This is a genomic window from Nonlabens dokdonensis DSW-6, assembly GCF_000332115.1.
Classification (GTDB): domain Bacteria; phylum Bacteroidota; class Bacteroidia; order Flavobacteriales; family Flavobacteriaceae; genus Nonlabens; species Nonlabens dokdonensis.
On sequence record NC_020156.1, the window covers coordinates 1,518,450 to 1,540,087 of the forward strand.

Consider the following 21,638-nt stretch of genomic DNA (forward strand, 5'->3'; position numbering starts at 1 on the left):
TTACACAAAAAAGCCTGTTAGATATTATTTCTAACAGGCTTAATAGTAAAATTTATTTTTAGGTTATCCCAACTTTTCCATCGCGGTTTCAATACGCTTTACTGTTTCTTCTTTACCTACCATAGAAGCAATTTCAAAAACATCTGGACCCATAAGACTGCCTACTAAGGCAAGTCTTAAAGGCATCATTACTTTTCCAAAACCTATTTCTTGAGAGGTAATCCATCCTTTTACAGCAGTACTCAAGCCGGCAGCGCTATCATCATCGGTATTTTTAATTACTTCAATCACTTTAGACATGGTTTTGTTAGTATCTTCTTTCCATGATTTTTTAGCATTTTTCTCATCATAAGAATCTGGAGCGGTGAAAAAGAATCCAGCCAATTCAAAAAGATCTTCTGTAAAAACAGCACGTTCTTTTACAAGTCCAGCGACCATGTTTACATATTCCTGTGAACCGTATAAGATGTTTTTTTCTTGTAACGCTTTCGCGAAAGCGGCACCTATAACAGCATCATCTTGTTTTACATACCATTGCTGCTGGAACCATTTTGCCTTTTCTGGATCATATTTAGCACCAGAACTATTCACTTTATCTAAGCTAAATGCTTGAACCAACTCATCTAGACTAAAGATTTCTTGTTCTGTTCCTGGATTCCAGCCCAAGAAAGCAAGGATATTTACCATAGCTTCAGGTAAAAAACCATCTTCCCTAAAACCAGTAGATATTTCACCACTTTTAGGATCTTTCCACTCTAGCGGAAATACTGAAAAGCCCATTTTATCACCATCGCGTTTACTCAATTTTCCTTTACCAGTAGGTTTTAAAATCAGCGGTAAGTGTGCAAATTTAGGACGTTCCCAACCGAAGCTTTCATACAACAAAACGTGTAATGCCATACTAGGCAACCATTCTTCACCACGTATCACATGAGAAATTTTCATTTCATGATCATCTACCACGTTTGCAAGGTGGTAAGTAGGCATTCCATCACTTTTAAAAAGCACTTTATCATCTAGAAGACTGGTATCGATTTCAATCCCTTTACGGATTTCATCATACATGTGTAACGTCTTCAATTCTGGTTTAAAACGTACTGTATAATCATCTCCACGATCGATTCTTTCCTGAACTTCTTCTTTAGAAAACGTCAACGAGTTGGTAAAGTTGAGCCTATTATTATGATTGTAAATAAAAGTTTCTTTGTTTGTTTCAGCAGTTGCGCGGGCTTGTGCCAGTTCTTCTGCAGTGTCAAATGCGTAGTAGGCTGCATCTTTTTCGATCAATTCTTCTGCAAATGCGCGGTATATCTCTTTGCGCTCGCTTTGACGGTATGGCCCGCAAGTTCCTTCTTTTCCAGGTCCTTCATCATAAGGAATGTTGCACCAGTTTAATGCTTCTACTATATAATCTTCTGCACCTTCTACATACCTATTTTGATCGGTATCTTCTATGCGTAGAATAAAAGTTCCGTTGTGTTTTTTGGCAAATAAATAGTTGAAAAGTGCTGTTCTTACACCACCTATATGAAGTGGTCCCGTAGGACTAGGAGCAAATCTTACACGTACATCTGTACTCATTTCTTAGCATTTTTTAATGGAGTGCAAAGTTAGTGGTTAAATCTAAACTTAAACTTAAACTTAAACTTAAGTTTAGGTTTTGCCTGTTAAGAGTTTTTACTGACTATAACTTTTCCATAGAGGTAGAATTAATTCTGCACTTTTAGAATAGTATTATTCGTTTAATTTTTTAATTCTGCTATTTTCAGGATTGTTTCGTTCATACAGAATCTCAACGGAATCTACATTTTCAATATTATAATCAAAATATTGTGAATAAATGTTTTGGTAAACATCTTCACTTTGTTCATAAAAGAAATCATTTACTGTATATCGGTAAGTAATTCTAATAAAACCATTCATAGGCGCAATGCCTTGCAAAGTATTACTCGAATTATTCTTTAAATTAAGAATTTTTGCATGAGTGGAAATACTATTTGATAGAAAAGACTTTTTTATAAAATAGTTACTTGCTAATAATATAGTAATACCAAGAAGTAAAGCTAGAATTAAATATTTGAGCCATTTCCCATCTTTTCCATGTTTACGATCATGTTGTTGAATTAAATTATCTTCCGCTTTCGTTTCGGGACTTTTATTGGTGCTGTAAAATCTACTCCTAAACATTAATTAGTCAGTTCTTTTAGTTTTTGCAATTCTAATGATTCTTGCTTTGAACCTAAGTTTAAATTTAAATCTTACTCAACGCCACCATATCCTCAGGTACATGCTTATTAACTATAGAAAACCATAAAGGTGGAATAGTAGCAATGACCATCATGGTAGGATAGCCGTAAGGCAATTGTGGACTTACATCATGATAGTCGAGTAGTTGGTATTTTTTGTTTGCTCTGTAATGATGATCGCTATGTCGTGTTAATTCGTATAATAAAATTCTACCTAGCGCATGATTAGAGTTCCAGCTGTGAATTTCTCGCACTACTTCATAACGTCCAGACTTTTTCTTAGCTCTTCGTAAACCGTAATGTTCTAAATAATTTATAATTTCAAGCAATGAAAAACCTACAAACGCAACTCCTAAAGCTATGAACATGGTAGACCATGAAAAAATGAATCCTATAAAAAGCAAATAAGAGATTTGAACAATAGTGTACCAAAACATGTCATTCTTAAGTGAGAAAAAAGATCTACCAGCAGCTTTATTTAATCGGCTTTGAATTTTCCAAGAACTGGTGTATTGAGTAGTTACAGATCGCAGCCAGAAAGCGTAAAGATTTTCATTGTATCGAGCACTTGCAGGATCTTCTGGCGTTGCTGCTTTTAAATGATGATTGTAATTATGCTCTATATAGAAATGCATATACAAACTAGGAAGTAACAATAGCTTACCTAAAAACCGTTCCCATGTTTCCTGACGATGACCCAATTCATGAGCTACATTTATTCCATTACTACCTGCAACAATTCCTAAAGAAAAAATTAAACCTATCACTTCATAAGTCTCGTAAGTTTGAGTATAATAGGAGTAGAGCCCGTAAAATAGTGTACCAAAAATTATAGGAACATTAAGCCAGAGCAATACATCAAAGAAACTATTTTTAATTTTGCTTTCTTTTTCTTCGTCACTCAAATTTGATTTTAATGATGGCATCCATAGTTCAACTAAAGGAACAATAATAAATATGACAAACGGAGTTAGGAACAACCATATTTCTCCATAAGTAATTCCTATAATGCAAAATAACGGAACGATATATGCCGATAAATATTTAAGATCTTTCATTTACTATAAATAGATAAGTAGATAAATATACAACATAGTCGCAAACGTTAAGAATTACTTAAAAACCTACCCAATAGAACGCCGTTTTAATGACTTGTAACTCCATATACTTGATAAGATAACCTCTAACATAGAGTAGTATCATAAACCTCAGTCTAATCCGTTATATTTACGACTAGTACACGACAATATACAAAATGACAAATTTTGAAATCATAGAGCAAAAGCTCACACGTTTTATAAGTAAATACTATCGCAATGAATTGATCAAAGGATTGATCCTTTTTCTGGCGCTGGGTTTATTGTACTTTTTATTTACTGTAGTGATAGAGTATTTTCTTTGGTTGAACCCTTTGGGACGAACCATTCTTTTTTCACTCTTTATAATAACAGAGGTATTTTTACTCATTCGTTTTGTTGGGATTCCTTTGGCAAGATTGTTTAAATTATCTAAAGGAATAAATTTCAGAGATGCAAGTACCATGATAGGAACGCACTTTCCAGAAGTTTCTGATAAGTTAATTAATGTATTGCAACTGCATAAAAATGGTGGAGACGATGAGCTCACTTGGGCAAGTATCAATCAAAAGAGTGAGGAGTTAAAACCCATTCCTTTTACACTTGCGATTGATTATAAAAAGAACAAGAAATACTTACCGTATCTCGCAATTCCGGTGGTAATTATCGCTGGACTTTTATTTACCGGCAACAATGAAATAATTACAGACAGTGCAAAACGCGTAGCAGATTTTAATAACGAGTACATTCCGCCAGCGCCGTTCACATTTAAAATTCTCAATGAAGATTTAAATACGTTACAGCGCCGTGATTTCAAATTAAATGTAGAAGTGAGCGGCCGTAAGCTTCCAGAAAACGCTACTATCGTTTTTAATGATCAAACTTACTTCTTGACTCAAGAGGCTCCAGGTAAATTCAGTTTTATTTTCTCTAAACCTTCTATTTCTACACAATTTTATTTGCTAGCAAATGAAGTGACGAGCAAGAGGTATACTTTACATGTAGATGACGTTCCCGTACTAAATGGTTTTGAATTATTCATGGATTATCCGTCACATACTGGTAAAAAAGATGAGAAATTGTCTAGTACTGGTAACGCCATTGTCCCACATGGAACAACCATTACTTGGAATTTGAATACGTCTAACACGTCGCAAGTAGACTTTATAAGTAACAATGTTAGAAACAGTTTTGAGAAGATAGATGATGGTTTCGCTTTCGCGAAAGCGGTACTACAACCACTTAAATACAGCATTGCCACCACAAATGAAAACGTTAAAGATCACGAGGTGCTCAATTTTAAAATTGATGTGGTAAAGGACGAATTTCCAGAGTTAAAGCTAGAAATGAAAAAGGATTCTATAGATGATGACTTAATGTACTTTAAAGGGCAAGCGGCTGATGATTATGGAATTCGTAAAATGCAATTGGTTTACTATCCGTCAGATGATGTGTCCCAAATTAAAAGTTATGATTTAGGTAGTAATCGAGGTACATTCGACGAGTTCTTATTAACTTTTCCAGGTAATGTGCCTTTGGAAGCTGGTAATAGCTATCAGTTTTACTTTGAAGTTATTGATAATGATGCAGTTAGTAATTACAAATCTACTAAGTCAGAAGTTTTTTCCTATCGCAAACTATCTGACGATGAATTTGAAGACAAACAGCTTTCACAACAAAAAGAGTCTTTAACAAATGTTGAAGAAGCGCTCAAAGAACAAGAAAAGCAGCAAGAAAAACTGGATGAGCTCTCTAAGGAACAGTTACAGAAGAAGGAGCGCAGCTTTAATGATAAGCGCAAGCTAGAACAAGCTTTAAAAAATCAACAGAAGCAAGAGCAAAAAATGCGTCAGGAGTTAGAAAAGATGAAAGAGAATCTTGAAAAGTCTAATCCTGATGAAGATCCTATGAAAGAATTGCTGGAGGATCGTATGGAGAAAAGCGCAGAGGAGTTAAAGAAGAACGAAGAGTTACTCAAAGAATTGCAAGAATATCAAGACAAGCTCACTCCAGAGGAACTGAATGAGAAAATGGAGAAGTCTAAGAAGAATTCTAAAAAACAAAAGAGAAATTTAGATCAATTGCTGGAGTTAACGAAAAGATATTATGTGCAACAAAAGTTTGAACAATTAGGAAAAGAGCTACAAAAAATTGCACAGAAACAAAAAGAGCAATCAGAAAAAGATGGTGAAGAAAATAAGAAGGAAGATCAAGACAAGCTTAATGAAGAGTACAAGGAGTGGGAAAAGGAGCTTGAAGAATTAGAAAAGGAAAATGATGGTTTAAAAGATCCTATGCCTATGGAATTTGAACCAGAGGAGTCTGAAGAAATTAAAGAGGAGCAAGAGCAATCTAGTGATGACCTTCAAGAGTCTAAAACTTCTGATGCCAAGAAAAAACAAAAGAGTGCTGCTAAGAAAATGCAAAAGCAGGCTCAATCTATGGCATCTCAAATGCAAGCCATGGCCCAGGAAGGAATGGAAGAAGACTCTGATAGTTTACGTCAGATTCTAGATAACCTTCTAGTTTTTTCAGTAGAGGAAGAAGAACTGATGGAGTCCATGAAACAAATGAATAGACTAAGCCCAAGTTTAGGTAAGAAATTAAAGTTACAAAAAGACTTAGAGAAGGCGTTTGAACATGTAGACGATAGTCTATTTGCATTGGCGACGCGCAATCCAAAAATAGGTCAAGAAATCAATGATGAGGTAACTGATATTTATTATTACTTAGAGAAATCATTAGAACAAATTGCCGAATTCGAAATGCAGAATGGACAGATATCTCAGCACTTTGTGTTTAAAGGAGCAAATACGCTAGCTGAAATGTTAAGTAATACGCTAGATGCTATGAATAACGCAATCCCAAAACCTGGTATGGGAAAAGGTGGCGAACCGGGCGAAGGATTTCAATTACCAACCATTATTAAAAAACAAGAAAGTCTTTCTAAACAAGGTGAAGGGAAAGATGGTAAAGAGGGAAAAGAGGGCGAGTCTGGAAAAGAAGGTGAATCTGGGGAGTCTGGTGAAAGCGGTCAATCAGGGCAGAGTGGGCAATCTGGTGAGTCAGGTGAATCTGGACAAAGTGGTCAGTCAGGCCAGAACGGTGAATCTGGTGAAGGTGGAGAAGGTGAAGGTGGTGAATCAGGAGAAGGAAATGGAAAAGGAGGAGATGGAAAAGGTAAGGGTAATGGTAACGGAAATGGAGAAGGTCAAGGTGATGGAGAAGGCGAGGAGCAAGGTTATCGAGAGAGTGAGGAAGAAGCAAAACGTATTTATGAAATTTACAAGCAACAGCAAGAATTACGAGGTCAGTTAGAAGATATGATTCGTCGAGAAGGGCTCGAAGGCAAGGTAGGAGATATCACAGATAAGATGAAAGCCGTAGAACGTAAACTTCTTGATCAAGGTTTTAATCGTGAAGTACAACAGCGCATGATGGAAATCCAGCATGATTTGTTGAAGTTAAAAGATGCCGGATTAGAGCAAGGAGAAGAGAATCAGCGTGAGGCTAGAACTAATGTGAGAGACTTTTTAAATAATACAAATGCTAAAATTCCAGACGCATCTAAGTATTTTAATAACAAGGAGATATTAAATAGACAAGTATTACCTTTGCAGCCGCAATTTCGGAACAAGGTGAAGGACTATTTTAAATCTAATGATTGAATTTAATTACCAGAATAATTTTGAGCCATTAGGCGATCTAGAATATAGCAATTGGTTGAATGCGGTTGCTGTTTCCGAACAGAAAACTATCGGTAATCTATCCTACGTCTTTTGCTCTGATGAATTCCTTTTAGAGATTAATCAGTCGTATCTGAATCATGATAACTATACTGATATTATCACCTTTGATTATAATGAAGATGGATTACTTAATGGTGAGATTTATATTAGTACGGATCGTGTAGTAGAAAACGCGTCACGCTTTCGCGAAAGCGAGACAGACGAACTTCATCGTGTAATGGTTCATGGATTGTTGCATTTATGTGGCTATCCTGATAAAACGAATGAGGAAAAGGATGTAATGCGCAAGCTGGAAAATGAAAAAATAAAGATGTTTCACGTGAAACAATAGACTATGTTTAGTAGAGAATATGATGTTATAGTGGTAGGAGCAGGTCACGCAGGTAGTGAAGCTGCAGCTGTTTCTGCAAATATGGGAGCGAGCACGTTGTTAGTAACAATGAATCTTGAAACTATCGGTCAGATGTCATGTAATCCTGCCATGGGTGGTATTGCAAAAGGACAAATAGTTCGCGAGATTGATGCTTTAGGTGGACTCAGCGGAATCGTTTCTGATAAGAGTGCTATTCAATTTAAAATGTTGAACCTCTCCAAAGGTCCTGCAATGTGGTCGCCAAGAACCCAAAATGATCGTATGCTCTTTTCAGAAGAATGGCGTATGCAATTAGAAGCTATTCCATTATTAGATTTCTATCAAGAAATGGTAGTAGGTTTAATTGTCGAAGGCGGAAAAGTTGTAGGTGTTAAGTCATCTTTAGGTATTGAAATACGAGCTAAAGCTGTTGTATTAACTAATGGAACCTTCTTAAATGGTTTGATTCATATCGGTGATAAAAACTTTGGTGGTGGACGTGCTGGTGAAAGAGCTTCTACTGGAATTACTGGACAATTGGTCGACTTAGGTTTTGAGTCAGGGAGAATGAAGACAGGAACGCCACCAAGAGTTGATGGTAGATCATTAGATTATTCTAGAATGATTCCTCAACCTGGAGATGTAAATACCTCTAAATTTAGCTATAGTAATCTTACGACAAATTTGACCAATCAGAGAGATTGTCACATGACTTATACAAGTCCAGAGGTGCATGATTTGCTTCGTGAAGGGTTTGATCGCTCTCCAATGTTTAATGGTAGAATCCAATCTATAGGTCCAAGATATTGTCCGAGTATTGAAGATAAGATTGACCGTTTTGCAGATAAAGACAGGCATCAAATTTTTGTAGAACCAGAAGGATGGCAAACGTGTGAGGTCTATGTTAATGGATTTAGTACTTCGCTTCCTGAAGATGTCCAATTTAAAGCATTAAAATCGGTTGCAGGATTTGAGAACGTAAAATTTTTCAGACCGGGCTATGCAATCGAGTACGATTACTTCCCGCCTACGCAGTTAAAACATACTTTGGAAACTAAGCTGGTTGATAATCTCTACTTTGCTGGACAGATTAATGGAACAACTGGTTATGAAGAAGCTGCCTCTCAAGGTATGATGGCTGGTATTAACGCAGTAAGAAAGATACGTGAGGAAGAAGCTTTTATTCTACAAAGGGATGAGGCTTATATAGGTGTTTTAGTTGATGATCTAATAACAAAAGGTACAGAAGAACCTTATAGAATGTTTACGTCAAGGGCTGAATATAGAACTTTATTAAGACAGGATAATGCCGATTTACGTCTAACACCTCGTGCAGTTGATTTGGGTATTGTAACTGATGAAGCTCTAAAAAGAGTAGAGCGTAAACAAAACGAGTCTGAAAAAATGGTTCAATTTTTACGTGATACGAGTTATGATTTTAATGAAATGAATCCGTTATTGGAATCTAAAGGAAGTAAAAAAGTCACTCAAAATGATAAGTTATTTAAGGTTTTCTCAAGACCTCAAATTACTCTTGATGATATTAAGACTATTTCTCAAGTAAAAGAATACTTAGAAAAGAATGATTTAAATGATGATATTTTAGAACAAGTTGAAGTACACGTCAAATATGCTGGCTATATCGACAAGGAAAAAAACAATGCCGATAAGTTACACCGATTAGAGAATGTAAAGATTCCAGCTAACTATGATTTTAAAAGCATCAAGTCACTTTCTTATGAAGCAAGAGAGAAACTTACCAAAGTACAACCGGTAACCGTTTCTCAAGCAAGTCGTATTTCTGGTGTGTCACCTAGTGATATTTCAGTTTTGTTAGTTCATATGGGTCGATAGTTTCACGTGAAACAATTTATGAATTTGAAGTTTCCTAAATATTTTCTAGAACTTAAAGATCACTTTCTAACTCAAGAAAAATTTGATCTTTATATTGATCCAGAAACCGAATTAATAAAAACTATTCCGCAACCAGAAAATTTAGATCCTTATTATGAGAGTGAAGATTACCTATCTCATGATGACAATCAAGATTCATTTTTTGCGCGGTGCTATAATTTTGCAAAAGGTTTCAATCTCAAATCTAAAACTTCTTTAATAAGGAAATTCGCTCAAAATGGATCTGTATTAGATATCGGTGCTGGAGTAGGAGATTTAGTTCTGGCGCTGAAGGAAGCTCAATTAAGCGCAACTGGTTTCGAACCTAGCGAGAAAGCAAGAACTGTTGCTAGAAATAAAGGCGTGGATTTATACGCAAGCTTAAATGAAGTAGAGGCTAATAGTTTTCAACTTATTTCTATGTATCATGTTTTAGAACATGTACCAGATGTTGAAAAACAAAAGGAAAATATTTTGCAATTGTTAAAACCAAATGGTGTTTTAATCCTTGCTTTACCTAATTACGAATCTTTTGATGCTAAATATTACAATAGTTATTGGGCAGGTTATGATGTGCCGCGACATTTATTTCACTTCAATAAAAAAGCCGTAAAAAGTATTTTTGATAAAGAATTTGAGATTATAAAAATGCAACCGATGTGGTTTGATAGTTTATATGTTTCCATTTTATCATCTAAATACAAAAAATCAGCCTTCCCATTTCTTTCTGGAATATTCATTGGTTTGTTTTCTAATTTGAAAGCTATCTTCACAAATGAACCTAGTTCCATCACTTATGTGTTAAAAAAACGTTTTTAATACGTTTTGTACATCCGTTTTATCTGAAACTATGATATGTGTAGCGATAAACACAAAAGCGGCTTAAATCGCTTTATTTCGAACCAATTTCAATAGATGTAAATGATGGAAATTTTAGAAACTATAAGTTTTTATAATTCCATCAAATAAAGTCCAAAAATGCTAATCAAAAAGTAAATTCCTATTTGTGCAGCTCCTTGATAATCTTTTGCAATTCGCAAGCCGCTTAAAAGTACAAGTAATAAAATTGACGATATTATAAATGCATATTGCAACACTATTCTACTTTCTGAATTGATAAAAGAAAAGTTTCCATATAGAAATAGTAGGATCGAAGATAGTTCTACAACAATTATTACATAAATAGAAACAAGAACTAATTTTCTAGAAAGCCTTCCTTTAAACATTTCGTTGTAATACTTAATCGTTTTATTCCAATCCTTAATTTTTTCAAAAGCAGAAAAGAAATAAGTAATCGAAAGAAAAGCAGAGATTAGTATTACTGTCGAATTTGATAGGAGCATTTTTGTAAATTTATATTTTACTATCGGCTATTTTCCTAAAGGGTGGAGTTAATTCCACCCTTTAGGAAAATGACAAAGTGATTGTTTTATTCATTATTTGACTCGCGAGCCTTTCAATAAAAATCTTACTTAGAATGTAAGATACGCGTCATCCCTATACTCAAATCAGTAAGTACTATTTTACCATTTGCATTACGTTCTATATGATAAATGGCATCTTGAAGCTGCTTTTGTACTTCAAGCATACGGTTACCATCTACAAAAGGGGCAAATTTGCTTAAATCAAAACCACTTTGTGGTGATAAATAAACGGCGCTCTCTGCTTTATAATTTTTAAGCATTGCTTGCCTAAAGAATTCTATGCAATAATTTAAAAAGCGAATTTGAGTTTCTCTATTTACTGCAGCAATAGTATTTGCCCAATTCATTAAATCACTTATGGCGGTTATCTTGGTTTTAGCAACAAAAGCAGTACGAACCCATTGCACAAACCATTCTTCAAATTGTAAATCTTCAGCACTATTTTGTGAGAATTGAACTGCTTTACGGTAATCTCCATCAGCTTGCCTAGCTATTATAGAGCTTTGACTTTCAGTTAATTGTAGGTTTTTTTGTAATCCTTGGGCGATGACCGCAGCGTTTAATTTAGGTACATTAATGATTTGGCACCTGGATTTAATCGTGTTGATAATGCGATCATCAGATTCTGCTACTAATAAAATGATAGTATTTGCTGGTGGCTCTTCGATAAGCTTCAATAATTTATTAGCCGCTTCAGTATTCATTTTATCGGCTCCCCAAACGATGAGCACTTTATAACCACCTTCATAAGACTTAAGGCTTAGCTTTTTCATGATAAGCTGAGCCTCAGCAACACGTATTTCAGCATTTTTTTTCTCAATATCGATCGCTTTGTACCAGTCTGGTAAACTACCGTAGCTATTGGTCTTTACAAACTCGCGCCACTCTGCTAAGAATATATCAGATGTTGCCTTACTACTACTTCCTACACTGGCAGGCATAGGAAAGGAGAAATGTAAATCAGGATGCGCTAGGTTGTTTAATTGCGCATGACAGCTACTAGAATTATCATGACATAGAATATGTCTAGCATAAGCCACAGCCAGTGGTAAGACACCACTTCCTGTAGGACCTACAAATAATTGCGCATGAGCAATACGACTATTTTCTACCGTAGATTGTAGGTGCTTTTTAATGTGATCTAATCCTAAAACATCTTGATATTGCATAATGCAAATATAAGTTGATCACTTGTTTTTATTAATTTATCATTATAGCTTATTCTTAGGGTTTTCCCTTGAGGAAAATGTCCGCAGTACAAAGGGTTTTTGCGATGATATAATGATTATTTGTTATCTTCATATTAATGCGAAATCATAATATTTTACCTTATACACCAGAGGCCAGGGATCTTTCTAGAAAATTGAGAAATTCAATGACTAAGTCAGAAGGTTTGTTTTGGAAAAAAACGAAATCTTCACAACTAGGTGTAGTAATGAGAAGACAGATGCCTATACTGGATTATGTTGTAGATTTTTATATTAAAGATTTAGGAATTGCCATAGAAATTGATGGAAGTTCTCATGAGAATAATTTCTTGGAAGACGCAACAAGACAAGATAGAATAGAAGAACTTGGAGTGACTTTTGTCCGATTTTCAAATCATCAAATTCAGAATAACATGAATGAGGTACTAGCAGAGTTAAGGGAGTTAATCCATGATTTATCAGATTAATTTTTGCCGGTAAACACCCAACTCTCATCTTCCCTCAAGGAAAGAAGGTATTCTTTGATTTTCATCTACCTATAATTGCATTATGTTAACTAGGATTTTCCCTTGAGGGAAATGTCCGCAGGACAAAGGGTGTTTGCTCATGAGTAAAAATACCGCAAACACCCAACTCTCATCTTCCCTCAAGGAAAGACGGTATTCTTTGATTTTCATCTACCTATAATTGCATTATGTTAACTAGGATTTTCCCTTGAGGGAAATGTCCGCAGGACAAAGGGTGTTTGCTCATGAGTAAAAATACCGCAAACACCCAACTCCCATCTTCCCTCAAGGGAAGACGGTATTCTTTGGATTTCATCGACCTATAATTGCATTATGTTAACTAGGATTTTCCTTTAGGGAAATGTCAGCAGGACAAAGGGTGTTTGCTCATGAGTAAAAATACCGCAAACACCCAACTCTTATCTTCCCTCAAGGGAAGACGGTAATTTTTGATTTTTATCACCTTATCGCTACATTTTGTTCTTTAGTTTTTCCCTCGAGGGAAATGTCCGCAAGACAAAGAGTGTTTGCTCAAGAGTAAAAATACCGCAAACACCCAACTCTTATCTTCCCTCAAGGGAAGACGATATTCTTTGATTTTCATCACCTTATCGTTACATCTTGTTCTTTAGTTTTTCTCTCGAGGGAAATGTTCGCAGGACAAAGGGTGTTTGCTCAAGAGTAAAATGACCTCATTCTTTAGGTAACGATAACGTTATTGTAATTTCATATCCATTATATTTGTTTTTAAACCATTTGAAATTCAAAGAATGACCATAGAACAAATTAATTTTGAGAATAAAAAAGCTTTAATACGTGTAGATTTTAACGTACCGCTAGACGATGACTATAATGTCACTGATGCGACCAGGATACAAGCTGCCAAAGACACCATTATTCATGTGTTAGAACACGGTGGTTCCGTAATACTGATGTCGCACCTAGGTAGGCCTAAAAATAGTGAAGAAGAATTTTCATTAAAGCATGTTTGTGCAAAAGCAAGCGATATTCTAGGTGTTCAAGTAAAATTTGTAGAAGATTGTATAGGAGCAATGGCCGAAAATGCTGCTGCAGCTCTAGAAAGCGGTGAAGTCTTATTACTAGAGAACTTAAGATATTATAAAGAGGAGACTGCTGGAGATGCCGCTTTCGCGAAAGCGTTATCAAAACTAGCTGACGTATATATTAATGATGCCTTCGGTACTGCACATAGAGAACACGCCAGCACTGCCGTAATTGCTCAATATTTTGAAGAAAAATGCTTCGGAATGCTCATGAATAGAGAGATAGAAAGTCTAGATAAGGTAATGAAAACCCCAGAAAGACCTCTAGTGGCAATTTTAGGAGGCGCAAAAGTTTCGTCAAAAATTACGGTGATAGAAAACATTCTTAGCAAAGTAGATGACTTGATCATTGCAGGTGGGATGGCATACACTTTTATCAAAGCTCAAGGTGGTAAAATAGGAGATTCGCTGGTTGAAGATGATAAACAAAAATTGGCTTTAGAAATCCTTGAAAAGGCAAAAGAAACGAAAACAACTATACATTTACCAGTAGATGTCATTACGGCAAGTGATTTTTCAGAATTAGCAGATAGAGACGTGTCTGCTATAGACGCTATTCCCGACGGCTGGATGGGACTGGATATAGGAGAAGAGTCTAGAACAAAATTTCATCAAGTGCTTCAAAATGCCAAAACTATTTTATGGAACGGTCCAGCTGGTGTTTTTGAAATGGAACCTTTTTCAAAGGGTACGATTGCGTTAGGAAACTCTGTTGCAATGGCAACAAGAAACGGTGCGTTCTCGTTAGTAGGTGGTGGCGATAGCGTGGCTGCGGTAAAGCAATTTGGTTTTGAAGATCAAGTAAGTTATGTTTCCACTGGCGGCGGCGCAATGCTAGAGATGCTTGAAGGAAGAACGCTTCCTGGTATTGCTGCGATGAATAAATAAGCATTTAAATTACAGTTAAATACCTATTATAATTAAATTTTTAGAATCAGATGCTAGCCGGATATTTAAATCTAGTGCATCTGGCTCTATGAATTAGTAAGATACACTATGTATAAATACCTCCTATTTTTCCTTATTCCTATTTACACACTGCCTACTACAGCACAAGTGGTCGAGCAAGATTCTATAAAAACGCAAGGTAAAGTAGTCACGTATGAAGAGTATAAAAAACAGCAAATTCAAAATGATTCTTTAGAAGCAGAGACCATCCTTTCTGTAGAAATTCCTGTGCAAGAAATAGCGGTAGATACTACAATTTCAGGGACACCTTTGAAAATATATCCTGAGGTAGATGATTTTGATGAGAAGTTGCTTAATGAGTTGTATAATAACGATTTATATGATTATATGTACGATGAGATCGTACAAATGGATTATAGTGAGACAGTAAATCAAACGCTTCCTACAGATACGCTCAAGGCAAGACTTGCTATTATCAATGAGACCACACCTTTTCAGATTGATTATAACCCTATTTTAGAGAAGTTGATCAATAAGAAATTGAGTTATCAGCGTGTTTACATGGAACGTTTAATGACGCTTAGCGATTATTATTTTCCCATGTTTGAGCCTTACCTAGATCAATATGATATTCCACTAGAAATGAAATATCTGGCAGTTGTGGAAAGTGCTCTCGATCCTCGTATCAAGAGTAGAGTAGGAGCGACAGGATTGTGGCAATTTATGTTTACCACAGGTCGCAATTATGATCTTGAGGTCAATTCTTATGTAGATGAGCGCATGGATCCTATAAAATCTACACAAGCAGCGTGTAAATTTATGCGCAGTTTGTACAATATTTATGGAGATTGGGATCTGGTTCTTGCGGCTTATAATTCTGGTCCAGGAAATGTAAATAAAGCGATACGACGCAGTGGTGGCTATAAAAACTACTGGAATATAAGACCCTATTTACCCAGAGAAACAGCTGGTTACGTTCCAGCGTTTCAAGCGATGATGTATTTATTTAAATATGCGCCAGAGCATGGTTTCCAGCCGCAACAAACCATTTATAAAAGCATTGCGACAGATACCATTAGGGTAAAAAGAACTATTTCGTTAGAACATGTAGCACAATTTACAGATCAAGATCTCGAGGTCGTGCAATTTCATAATCCGTCGTATAAACTGGATATTATTCCAGTGGTAAAAGGCAGAAACTACAGTTTGCGATTGCCCATAAGAGATGCCGCAAAATTTGTGAGTAATGAGGATGATGTGTACGCTTTCGCGAAAGCGGAATTTGAAAAGAAAGAAAAACCGATACCAGAGCTCCTCAAAGCAGAAAGCAGAATCGTATATCGAGTGAAAAGTGGCGATTACTTAGGTAAAATAGCCAATCGTTATGGCGTGCGCGTCAGTCAAATCAAACGCTGGAACAGTCTAAGAAGTAATAATTTAAGCATCGGTCAGAGGCTGTATATTCATTCAAGAAATCCGATTACGAGCTCCAGCTCAAAATCGACTAAAACACCTAACACTTACAAAGTGAAAAGCGGTGACAGCTTGTGGAAAATAGCCAATAAATATGGCATATCTATTGCAAGCATACGTAAATTAAATCCTTCTAAATCCCAAAACTTAAAAGCTGGGACAACTTTAAAACTAAAGTAAAATGAATAAAATATACTTAATCCTTGCCGTTTGTTTTGTGTTGATAAGCTGCGATGATAGGGCAGTAGTAGTACAAGATAGCGCAGGAAAACTAAACGATATTCTAGTAATCATAGAAAATGACGACTGGAATGGCGCTTTAGGAGATACCATAAGAAAAGAATTTGCAAGACCTCTCGATGGCATCGTGAGAGAAGAACCTATGTTTACTCTTAATCATGTAAAACCTGCAGCTTTTAAAGGTATGTTGAGAAAGTCGCGTAACTACTTATTTGTTCAAAAAGCAGATAGCAGCGGTGTACGCATCAAGAAAGACCTGTTTGCAAATCCGCAAATAGGAATTATCGTTCGTGGAAAGAATAATGAAGAGATCAGCAATGTTATTACAGAAAATGCTGATGATATGGTTGCTATATTTAACAAGGGCGAGATAGAACGCAAGCAATTCCTAATGGATAAGGTAGCATTGAACACAGATCGACTCAAAGAGCGATTTGGTATTGATATTATTGTTCCACGAGCTTATCGCTATGCCACTTATAATGGTGAAGTAGATAACAATTTTTTCTGGTTGAGACGTCCTATCAAAGAAGGGACGATGGACTTGATGTTTTATGAAGTAGATCGCAACCGCATTAAACGTAGTGACAGTACTGTATTGGACATCGTTAAGGTCAGAGATTCTATTGGAGCTATAAAAATCCTTACCGATGGTGGTCCATTCCAGACCGAGCCAGCCTATTCTCCTTTCTTAAATGAAAGCCAAATAGACGGTAGGTTTGCTTTTGAAACCAAAGGAACTTGGGAAATTAAAGATATGTTTGCAGCTGGACCATTTGTCAATTATGCGATTTACAATAAAGAAAAAGACAACTGGATGATCATAGAAGGTTATGTAAGTGCACCTAGTAGTGCACAACGCAATTACCTTTTTGAAATAGAAGCGATCTTAAAAAGTTTAAAGTTTATAGAGCTGCAGAAGGTGAGTAGCAACTAGTGTATCATCTTTTTTATGAAGCAAGTTTCAAATAAAAACGCAACAAGCCTTGATGATTATAGAGCAAACTTGAATGCATTAGGAAAAGACAACCCTGCTGACATTTTACAACTCTTTAATAATTGGTAAAATGAAATATATTATACAAATATTAGTCATTTTTTTTGTATCCTTTTGCACAAGAACGGAAGATGAAAAAGCAACTTGTTACTCATTTTTAAATGGAACTAATAAAGAGGTTCAATTGGAGTTATATAATTATAACGGTAATAGAATAACAATCGAGATAGGCACTTACTTATCTTCTGGTCCTGGCTTATTAGTTAATAAATGTAAAGAAAGTCTGGATGTTCCTGGTCCTGTTTCAGTTTATCGTTTTGATTCGATTGTGGTGAAATTTGATAATACTAAAAAATTAACATTTTTAGGTAGATTATCTCAAGATGTCCCAGATCCCCTATTTTTTGAAGATTCATACCAAAGAGACGGCAATTCCTTGAACTTTTCCTATACCTTTACTGAAGAAGATTACAATAATGCAGTACCTTATTAAAAACGCAACAGATCTTGATGATTATAGAGCAAACTTAAATGCATTAGGAAAGGACAACCCTGCGGACATCTTGCAGTTATTCAATAATTGGTAGTATGAAAAAGCTATTAATTTTATTATCACTAGTACTAATTATATCATGTGATCCCGATCAGGAAGATAAAACAACTTGTTATTCATATTTAAATGGAACTAATAGAGATTTAAAACTTGAGTTTTATGATTATAATAGTGGACAATTTGTTACAGAGATAGGGATTTACGATAAAAATGGAATAGGATTGTTAACTAATTTTTGTAAATCGAGTAGAAGGGCATTGGGTCCAGTTTCAGTGATTCGAATGGATTCGATAGTTGTTAAATTTGATAATAATAAGAGGTTAGTGTATTTAAAGGAAAATGATTTAGGAGGTCCTGATTTACTATATAATACTGATGATTACCAGCGAGACGGCAATTCCTTAAACTTTTCTTACACTTTTACTGAAGAAGATTACAACGATGCAATTCCTTATTAAAAACGCAACTAATGAAAACAAAGTCTCAAATTATATTATTACTATTATTTTCAGTAATTCTTTACAGTTGTAATCCTGATGATGATAATCCTTCTACGCCTACACCAGTTGCAGTAGATAATCAATTTACAGTAGGTAGTACTGTCTATGATCTTGATGCTGGTTATAGATCACCTAGTTTTCCCGATAGTCCTGGTTTATTTTTAACTACCGTTGCATTAACAGGCGATGGTTTAACACGTAGTGGCAATCAGTTAACAGGAGTAGGTGATATAGTCGTTATTGAATTCTATACAGCTGCTAATAATGGACTGCAAGCCGGCACCTATAATTTAGACAGCCTTAATGATCAAGCGCTTACCGCATATGCGTACTATGGAATTGATTATGACTCTCAAACTGATAGTGCTGTAATAGAAGATGAGGTTTTTCAAGGAACGATTACTGTTGACTTGCTTACAAACGGTGATTTTAGAATTACAGGAACAGGCATCGCAGATGATGCAAATGCAAATTTCACGGTAAATTTTAATGGAGATATACCGCTAGTCAATTAGTTCTTGTCAATATTATTCCACAAAAAACGGCATCATTCTTAAAATGATGCCGTTTTTTATGAACCTTAATTTGAAAACTAACTTTCTATATTGTTAGTATCTTCTTTTTTATCGTTTTCATCTTTTGAGGCCTCTTTAAATTCTTTGATTCCGCCACCTAAGCCGCGCATCAATTCTGGTATTTTCTTACCTCCGAAAATGAGAAGAATCACTACTACAATAAGTATGATACTCCATAAGCCTGGCATTGCCAAAAAGAAATTTGCTATCATGATTTCAATTTTAATAGATTACAAAGATACAATAAGCCATAGAACAAGAAGTATTAAGGCTGTTAATCTTTAAAAATTTCACTTTATATCAAAATAAAGATAACAGGAGCATTTTTTCAAATCCAAAAATTTATTTTACCACATACCACATACCACATACCACATACCACATACCACATACCACATACCACATACCACATACCACATACCACATACCACATACCACATACCACATACCACATACTTTATTCCCTTAAAAACTATTTATATTTGTTACACGTTAGATAAACATGGCAAAAAAGAAAAAAAAGAACCAAAAGAATAAATGGACGCACCATTACCGCATGGTAGTGCTTAATGATGATACTTTTGAAGAACGCTTCAGTCTCAAATTGAACAGATTAAACGTTTTCATTGTTACCATTATAAGTGCGGTTCTTCTTATAGGTCTTACTACAGTTCTCATAGCATTTACTCCCATAAGAGAATATATTCCAGGTTATGCAGACGTGACGACTAAAAAAATTGCGCTACAACTCACTAAAGAAACCGATTCTTTAAAGCAACTCGTGGCAACAAATGACGAGTTCTACGGCCGTATAAAAATGCTACTAAATGGAGATATCACTGCAGATGAGTATGCCAGAATAGACAGCATCGCCAAAGTAGAAACAACAGTTGAGGTGCCAGATCTCAGTCCTATCAAAGAAGATAGTCTGTTAAGAGAAGAAGTCGCCCAAGCAGATCGTTATAGCGTCATCGCCGGAGCAAAAGCAAAAACCAACTTTGTTTTCTTCCCACCAGTAAAGGGAACTATTTCCGGCAATTATGATACAGAAATCAAACATTATGCGGTAGACGTGGTCGCAGCTTCAGGAACTCCCATAAAAGCCGCTGCAGACGGCACTGTGGTGTTTGCCAGCTGGAGTGCAGATACTGGTTACACTATTTTAATTGAGCATGCTTACGGCCTGATAACGGTTTACAAACATGCTGGTAGTCTCAATAAAGAACAAAACGATCAAGTTCTTGCAGGTGAGGTTATTGCAGGTGTAGGTAATACAGGAGAACTCACTACTGGACCGCACTTGCATTTTGAAATTTGGAGCGATGGCTATCCTCTCGATCCTACTAATTTTATCAATTTTGAATAAATGTCAATAAAGTCTCTTGCCGCAAAGGTTTTTGCCGCTACCATTGATAAGAAAACAAAAAAATGGGCATCTGATCCAGTAGGCTCACAGGATAAAGTTTTTAAATATTTATTGAAGACTGCTGGTAATACCGCTTTCGCGAAAGCGCACTCTTTTTCCAGCATTAAAACACATCATGACTTTATAGATCAAGTTCCAGTTCGTGATTATGAACAACTGCGACCTTTTGTCGATAGAGTAGTGGCAGGAGAAGAAGATATCTTATGGCCAGGAAAACCGCTTTACTTTGCTAAAACATCGGGAACAACCAGCGGTGCAAAATACATTCCTATCACAAAGGAATCCATGCCAGAGCATGTAAAAGCCGCCCGTAACGCCATTTTGAGTTATATCCACGAGACAGGAAATTCAAAATTTGTCGATGGTAAAATGATTTTCCTTCAGGGAAGTCCAGATATGGAGACTAAAAATGGCATTCAGTTGGGGCGTTTGAGTGGTATTGTGGCTCATTATGTACCTAATTACCTTCAGAAAAACAGGTTGCCTTCTATGAAAACCAATTGCATCGACGATTGGGAAACTAAAGTAGAAGCTGTGATTGATGAAACCCTGCCAGAAAAAATGAGCGTGATTTCTGGTATTCCTAGTTGGGTGCAAATGTATTTTGAACGTATTGTACAACGTACTGGTAAAAAAGTAGGCGAAGTATTTCCAGACTTTAATTTGTTCATTTATGGTGGCGTCAATTTTGAACCGTATCGAGCAAAATTTGACCAATTAATAGGTCGTAAAGTAGATAGTATTGAGCTTTTTCCAGCTAGTGAAGGTTTTTTTGCCTATCAGGATAAACAAAATGAGAAAGGGATGTTACTCCTTCTCGATGCCGGCATTTTTTACGAGTTCATTCCAGCCGATAAATTTTATGATAAAAATCCACCAAGATTAACAATAGGTGAGGTAGAAATAGGTGTCAATTATGTGCTTATTATTTCTACTACAGCAGGTTTATGGGCATACAACATAGGTGATACTGTTGCGTTTACGAGTACAAAACCTTATCGAGTTGTTGTTACAGGAAGGATCAAACATTACATTAGCGCTAGTGGTGAACACGTAATAGGTAAAGAGGTTGAAGAAGCAATGAAAGCCGCTTCACAAGAACTAGATGTTGTAATTAACGAATTTACCGTTGCACCACAATTAAGCCCGCTAGAAGGAGCGTTGCCTTATCATGAATGGTTTGTAGAATTTGGTGAGATTAATACCGACTTAAAAAAACTAGAAGCTTCACTAGATCTTCAAATGAGAAAACAAAACTCCTATTATGACGATTTAATAACTGGTAAAATTCTACAGCCTTTAAAAATTACATCAGTTCCTGAAAATGGTTTCAAACAATACATGAAAACCATAGGTAAATTAGGTGGTCAGAATAAATTGCCAAGACTTTCTAATGATCGTAAAATTGCTGAGGTGTTGGAGAAGATTATTTCTGACTCTTAGATCA

Annotated in this window: 19 protein-coding genes; 13 read left to right on the plus strand and 6 right to left on the minus strand. The window is 35.7% G+C overall.

Translation table 11 applies throughout. The features are described from left to right. Nucleotides 1-63: 63 nt before the first annotated feature. From gltX to DDD_RS06715, 3 genes are all read right to left on the minus strand, one after another. Nucleotides 64-1,581, minus strand: coding sequence for a glutamate--tRNA ligase (gene gltX, locus DDD_RS06705; protein WP_015362043.1), 1,518 nt, complete (start codon nucleotides 1,579-1,581; stop codon nucleotides 64-66). Between the two features lie 153 nt (nucleotides 1,582-1,734). Next, nucleotides 1,735-2,187, minus strand: coding sequence for a hypothetical protein (locus DDD_RS06710; protein WP_015362044.1), 453 nt, complete (start codon nucleotides 2,185-2,187; stop codon nucleotides 1,735-1,737). A 64-nt stretch (nucleotides 2,188-2,251) separates the two neighbouring features. Next, entirely contained in the window at nucleotides 2,252-3,304 is a 1,053-nt protein-coding gene (locus DDD_RS06715) for an alkane 1-monooxygenase (RefSeq protein ID WP_015362045.1), read from the minus strand. A gap of 197 nt (nucleotides 3,305-3,501) precedes the next feature. On the opposite strand from DDD_RS06715, the gene DDD_RS17960 reads away from it, so the two are divergent. The 4 genes from DDD_RS17960 to DDD_RS06735 are packed head-to-tail and all read left to right on the plus strand — an operon-like array spanning nucleotide 3,502 to nucleotide 10,135. Beyond that, a complete protein-coding gene (locus DDD_RS17960) occupies nucleotides 3,502-6,990 on the plus strand; it encodes a glutamyl-tRNA synthetase (protein WP_015362046.1) in 3,489 nt (1,162 codons plus the stop codon). After that, nucleotides 6,983-7,402: an rRNA maturation RNase YbeY gene (gene ybeY, locus DDD_RS06725; protein WP_015362047.1), complete on the plus strand. Its 420-nt coding sequence runs from the start codon at nucleotides 6,983-6,985 to the stop codon at nucleotides 7,400-7,402. The genes DDD_RS17960 and ybeY overlap by 8 nt, the downstream gene beginning before the upstream one ends. A gap of 3 nt (nucleotides 7,403-7,405) precedes the next feature. Then, the gene (gene mnmG, locus DDD_RS06730; protein WP_015362048.1) at nucleotides 7,406-9,277 is read left to right on the plus strand and encodes a tRNA uridine-5-carboxymethylaminomethyl(34) synthesis enzyme MnmG; all 1,872 of its coding nucleotides are present in this window, start codon (nucleotides 7,406-7,408) and stop codon (nucleotides 9,275-9,277) included. Nucleotides 9,278-9,295: 18 nt separating this feature from the next. Next, nucleotides 9,296-10,135: a class I SAM-dependent methyltransferase gene (locus DDD_RS06735; protein WP_015362049.1), complete on the plus strand. Its 840-nt coding sequence runs from the start codon at nucleotides 9,296-9,298 to the stop codon at nucleotides 10,133-10,135. A gap of 131 nt (nucleotides 10,136-10,266) precedes the next feature. Here DDD_RS06735 and DDD_RS06740 read toward each other — a convergent pair whose 3' ends face one another. Both DDD_RS06740 and DDD_RS06745 read right to left on the minus strand, forming a co-directional pair. Continuing rightward, entirely contained in the window at nucleotides 10,267-10,659 is a 393-nt protein-coding gene (locus tag DDD_RS06740; RefSeq protein WP_015362050.1) for a hypothetical protein, read from the minus strand. 125 nt (nucleotides 10,660-10,784) lie between these two features. Beyond that, nucleotides 10,785-11,909, minus strand: a complete 1,125-nt coding sequence (locus tag DDD_RS06745; protein WP_015362051.1) for a DNA polymerase III subunit — start codon at nucleotides 11,907-11,909, stop codon at nucleotides 10,785-10,787. A 137-nt stretch (nucleotides 11,910-12,046) separates the two neighbouring features. Here DDD_RS06745 and DDD_RS06750 point away from each other — a divergent pair, with 137 nt between their 5' ends. From DDD_RS06750 to DDD_RS06780, 7 genes are all read left to right on the plus strand, one after another. After that, nucleotides 12,047-12,415 (plus strand): endonuclease domain-containing protein, encoded by a 369-nt coding sequence (locus DDD_RS06750; RefSeq protein ID WP_041566998.1) that lies wholly within the window; start codon nucleotides 12,047-12,049, stop codon nucleotides 12,413-12,415. A gap of 809 nt (nucleotides 12,416-13,224) precedes the next feature. Further along, the gene (locus DDD_RS06755) at nucleotides 13,225-14,406 is read left to right on the plus strand and encodes a phosphoglycerate kinase (RefSeq protein ID WP_015362053.1); all 1,182 of its coding nucleotides are present in this window, start codon (nucleotides 13,225-13,227) and stop codon (nucleotides 14,404-14,406) included. A gap of 108 nt (nucleotides 14,407-14,514) precedes the next feature. Continuing rightward, the gene (locus DDD_RS06760; protein ID WP_015362054.1) at nucleotides 14,515-16,080 is read left to right on the plus strand and encodes a lytic transglycosylase domain-containing protein; all 1,566 of its coding nucleotides are present in this window, start codon (nucleotides 14,515-14,517) and stop codon (nucleotides 16,078-16,080) included. A gap of 1 nt (nucleotide 16,081) precedes the next feature. Further along, on the plus strand, nucleotides 16,082-17,077 hold the full coding sequence (locus tag DDD_RS06765; protein ID WP_015362055.1) for a DUF4837 family protein: 996 nt from the start codon (nucleotides 16,082-16,084) through the stop codon (nucleotides 17,075-17,077). A 130-nt stretch (nucleotides 17,078-17,207) separates the two neighbouring features. After that, entirely contained in the window at nucleotides 17,208-17,630 is a 423-nt protein-coding gene (locus DDD_RS06770; RefSeq protein WP_015362057.1) for a hypothetical protein, read from the plus strand. Nucleotides 17,631-17,725: 95 nt separating this feature from the next. Beyond that, nucleotides 17,726-18,148 carry a hypothetical protein gene (locus tag DDD_RS06775; RefSeq protein ID WP_015362058.1) on the plus strand — a complete coding sequence of 141 codons (423 nt, stop codon included), beginning with the start codon at nucleotides 17,726-17,728 and terminating at the stop codon, nucleotides 18,146-18,148. Between the two features lie 11 nt (nucleotides 18,149-18,159). After that, complete coding sequence (locus DDD_RS06780; RefSeq protein WP_015362059.1) at nucleotides 18,160-18,705, plus strand: hypothetical protein; 546 nt, start codon at nucleotides 18,160-18,162, stop codon at nucleotides 18,703-18,705. Between the two features lie 77 nt (nucleotides 18,706-18,782). On the opposite strand, the gene tatA is transcribed toward DDD_RS06780, so the two are convergent. Beyond that, entirely contained in the window at nucleotides 18,783-18,977 is a 195-nt protein-coding gene (gene tatA, locus DDD_RS06785; RefSeq protein WP_015362060.1) for a twin-arginine translocase TatA/TatE family subunit, read from the minus strand. A gap of 290 nt (nucleotides 18,978-19,267) precedes the next feature. Between tatA and DDD_RS06790 the strand changes: the two genes are divergently transcribed. Together DDD_RS06790 and DDD_RS06795 are read left to right on the plus strand one after the other, a co-directional pair. After that, complete coding sequence (locus tag DDD_RS06790) at nucleotides 19,268-20,131, plus strand: M23 family metallopeptidase (protein WP_015362061.1); 864 nt, start codon at nucleotides 19,268-19,270, stop codon at nucleotides 20,129-20,131. Then, nucleotides 20,132-21,634: a GH3 auxin-responsive promoter family protein gene (locus DDD_RS06795; protein WP_015362062.1), complete on the plus strand. Its 1,503-nt coding sequence runs from the start codon at nucleotides 20,132-20,134 to the stop codon at nucleotides 21,632-21,634. It begins immediately after the preceding gene. The last annotated feature ends 4 nt before the right edge of the window (nucleotides 21,635-21,638 follow it).

Coding starts and splice junctions, on each gene's coding strand:
- gltX (WP_015362043.1), bottom strand. CDS start 1,581: ATGAGTACAGATGTACGTGTAAGATTTGCTCCTAGTCCTACGGGACCA.
- DDD_RS06710 (WP_015362044.1), bottom strand. CDS start 2,187: ATGTTTAGGAGTAGATTTTACAGCACCAATAAAAGTCCCGAAACGAAA.
- DDD_RS06715 (WP_015362045.1), bottom strand. CDS start 3,304: ATGAAAGATCTTAAATATTTATCGGCATATATCGTTCCGTTATTTTGC.
- DDD_RS17960 (WP_015362046.1), top strand. CDS start 3,502: ATGACAAATTTTGAAATCATAGAGCAAAAGCTCACACGTTTTATAAGT.
- ybeY (WP_015362047.1), top strand. CDS start 6,983: ATGATTGAATTTAATTACCAGAATAATTTTGAGCCATTAGGCGATCTA.
- mnmG (WP_015362048.1), top strand. CDS start 7,406: ATGTTTAGTAGAGAATATGATGTTATAGTGGTAGGAGCAGGTCACGCA.
- DDD_RS06735 (WP_015362049.1), top strand. CDS start 9,296: ATGAATTTGAAGTTTCCTAAATATTTTCTAGAACTTAAAGATCACTTT.
- DDD_RS06740 (WP_015362050.1), bottom strand. CDS start 10,659: ATGCTCCTATCAAATTCGACAGTAATACTAATCTCTGCTTTTCTTTCG.
- DDD_RS06745 (WP_015362051.1), bottom strand. CDS start 11,909: ATGCAATATCAAGATGTTTTAGGATTAGATCACATTAAAAAGCACCTA.
- DDD_RS06750 (WP_041566998.1), top strand. CDS start 12,047: ATGCGAAATCATAATATTTTACCTTATACACCAGAGGCCAGGGATCTT.
- DDD_RS06755 (WP_015362053.1), top strand. CDS start 13,225: ATGACCATAGAACAAATTAATTTTGAGAATAAAAAAGCTTTAATACGT.
- DDD_RS06760 (WP_015362054.1), top strand. CDS start 14,515: ATGTATAAATACCTCCTATTTTTCCTTATTCCTATTTACACACTGCCT.
- DDD_RS06765 (WP_015362055.1), top strand. CDS start 16,082: ATGAATAAAATATACTTAATCCTTGCCGTTTGTTTTGTGTTGATAAGC.
- DDD_RS06770 (WP_015362057.1), top strand. CDS start 17,208: ATGAAATATATTATACAAATATTAGTCATTTTTTTTGTATCCTTTTGC.
- DDD_RS06775 (WP_015362058.1), top strand. CDS start 17,726: ATGAAAAAGCTATTAATTTTATTATCACTAGTACTAATTATATCATGT.
- DDD_RS06780 (WP_015362059.1), top strand. CDS start 18,160: ATGAAAACAAAGTCTCAAATTATATTATTACTATTATTTTCAGTAATT.
- tatA (WP_015362060.1), bottom strand. CDS start 18,977: ATGATAGCAAATTTCTTTTTGGCAATGCCAGGCTTATGGAGTATCATA.
- DDD_RS06790 (WP_015362061.1), top strand. CDS start 19,268: ATGGCAAAAAAGAAAAAAAAGAACCAAAAGAATAAATGGACGCACCAT.
- DDD_RS06795 (WP_015362062.1), top strand. CDS start 20,132: ATGTCAATAAAGTCTCTTGCCGCAAAGGTTTTTGCCGCTACCATTGAT.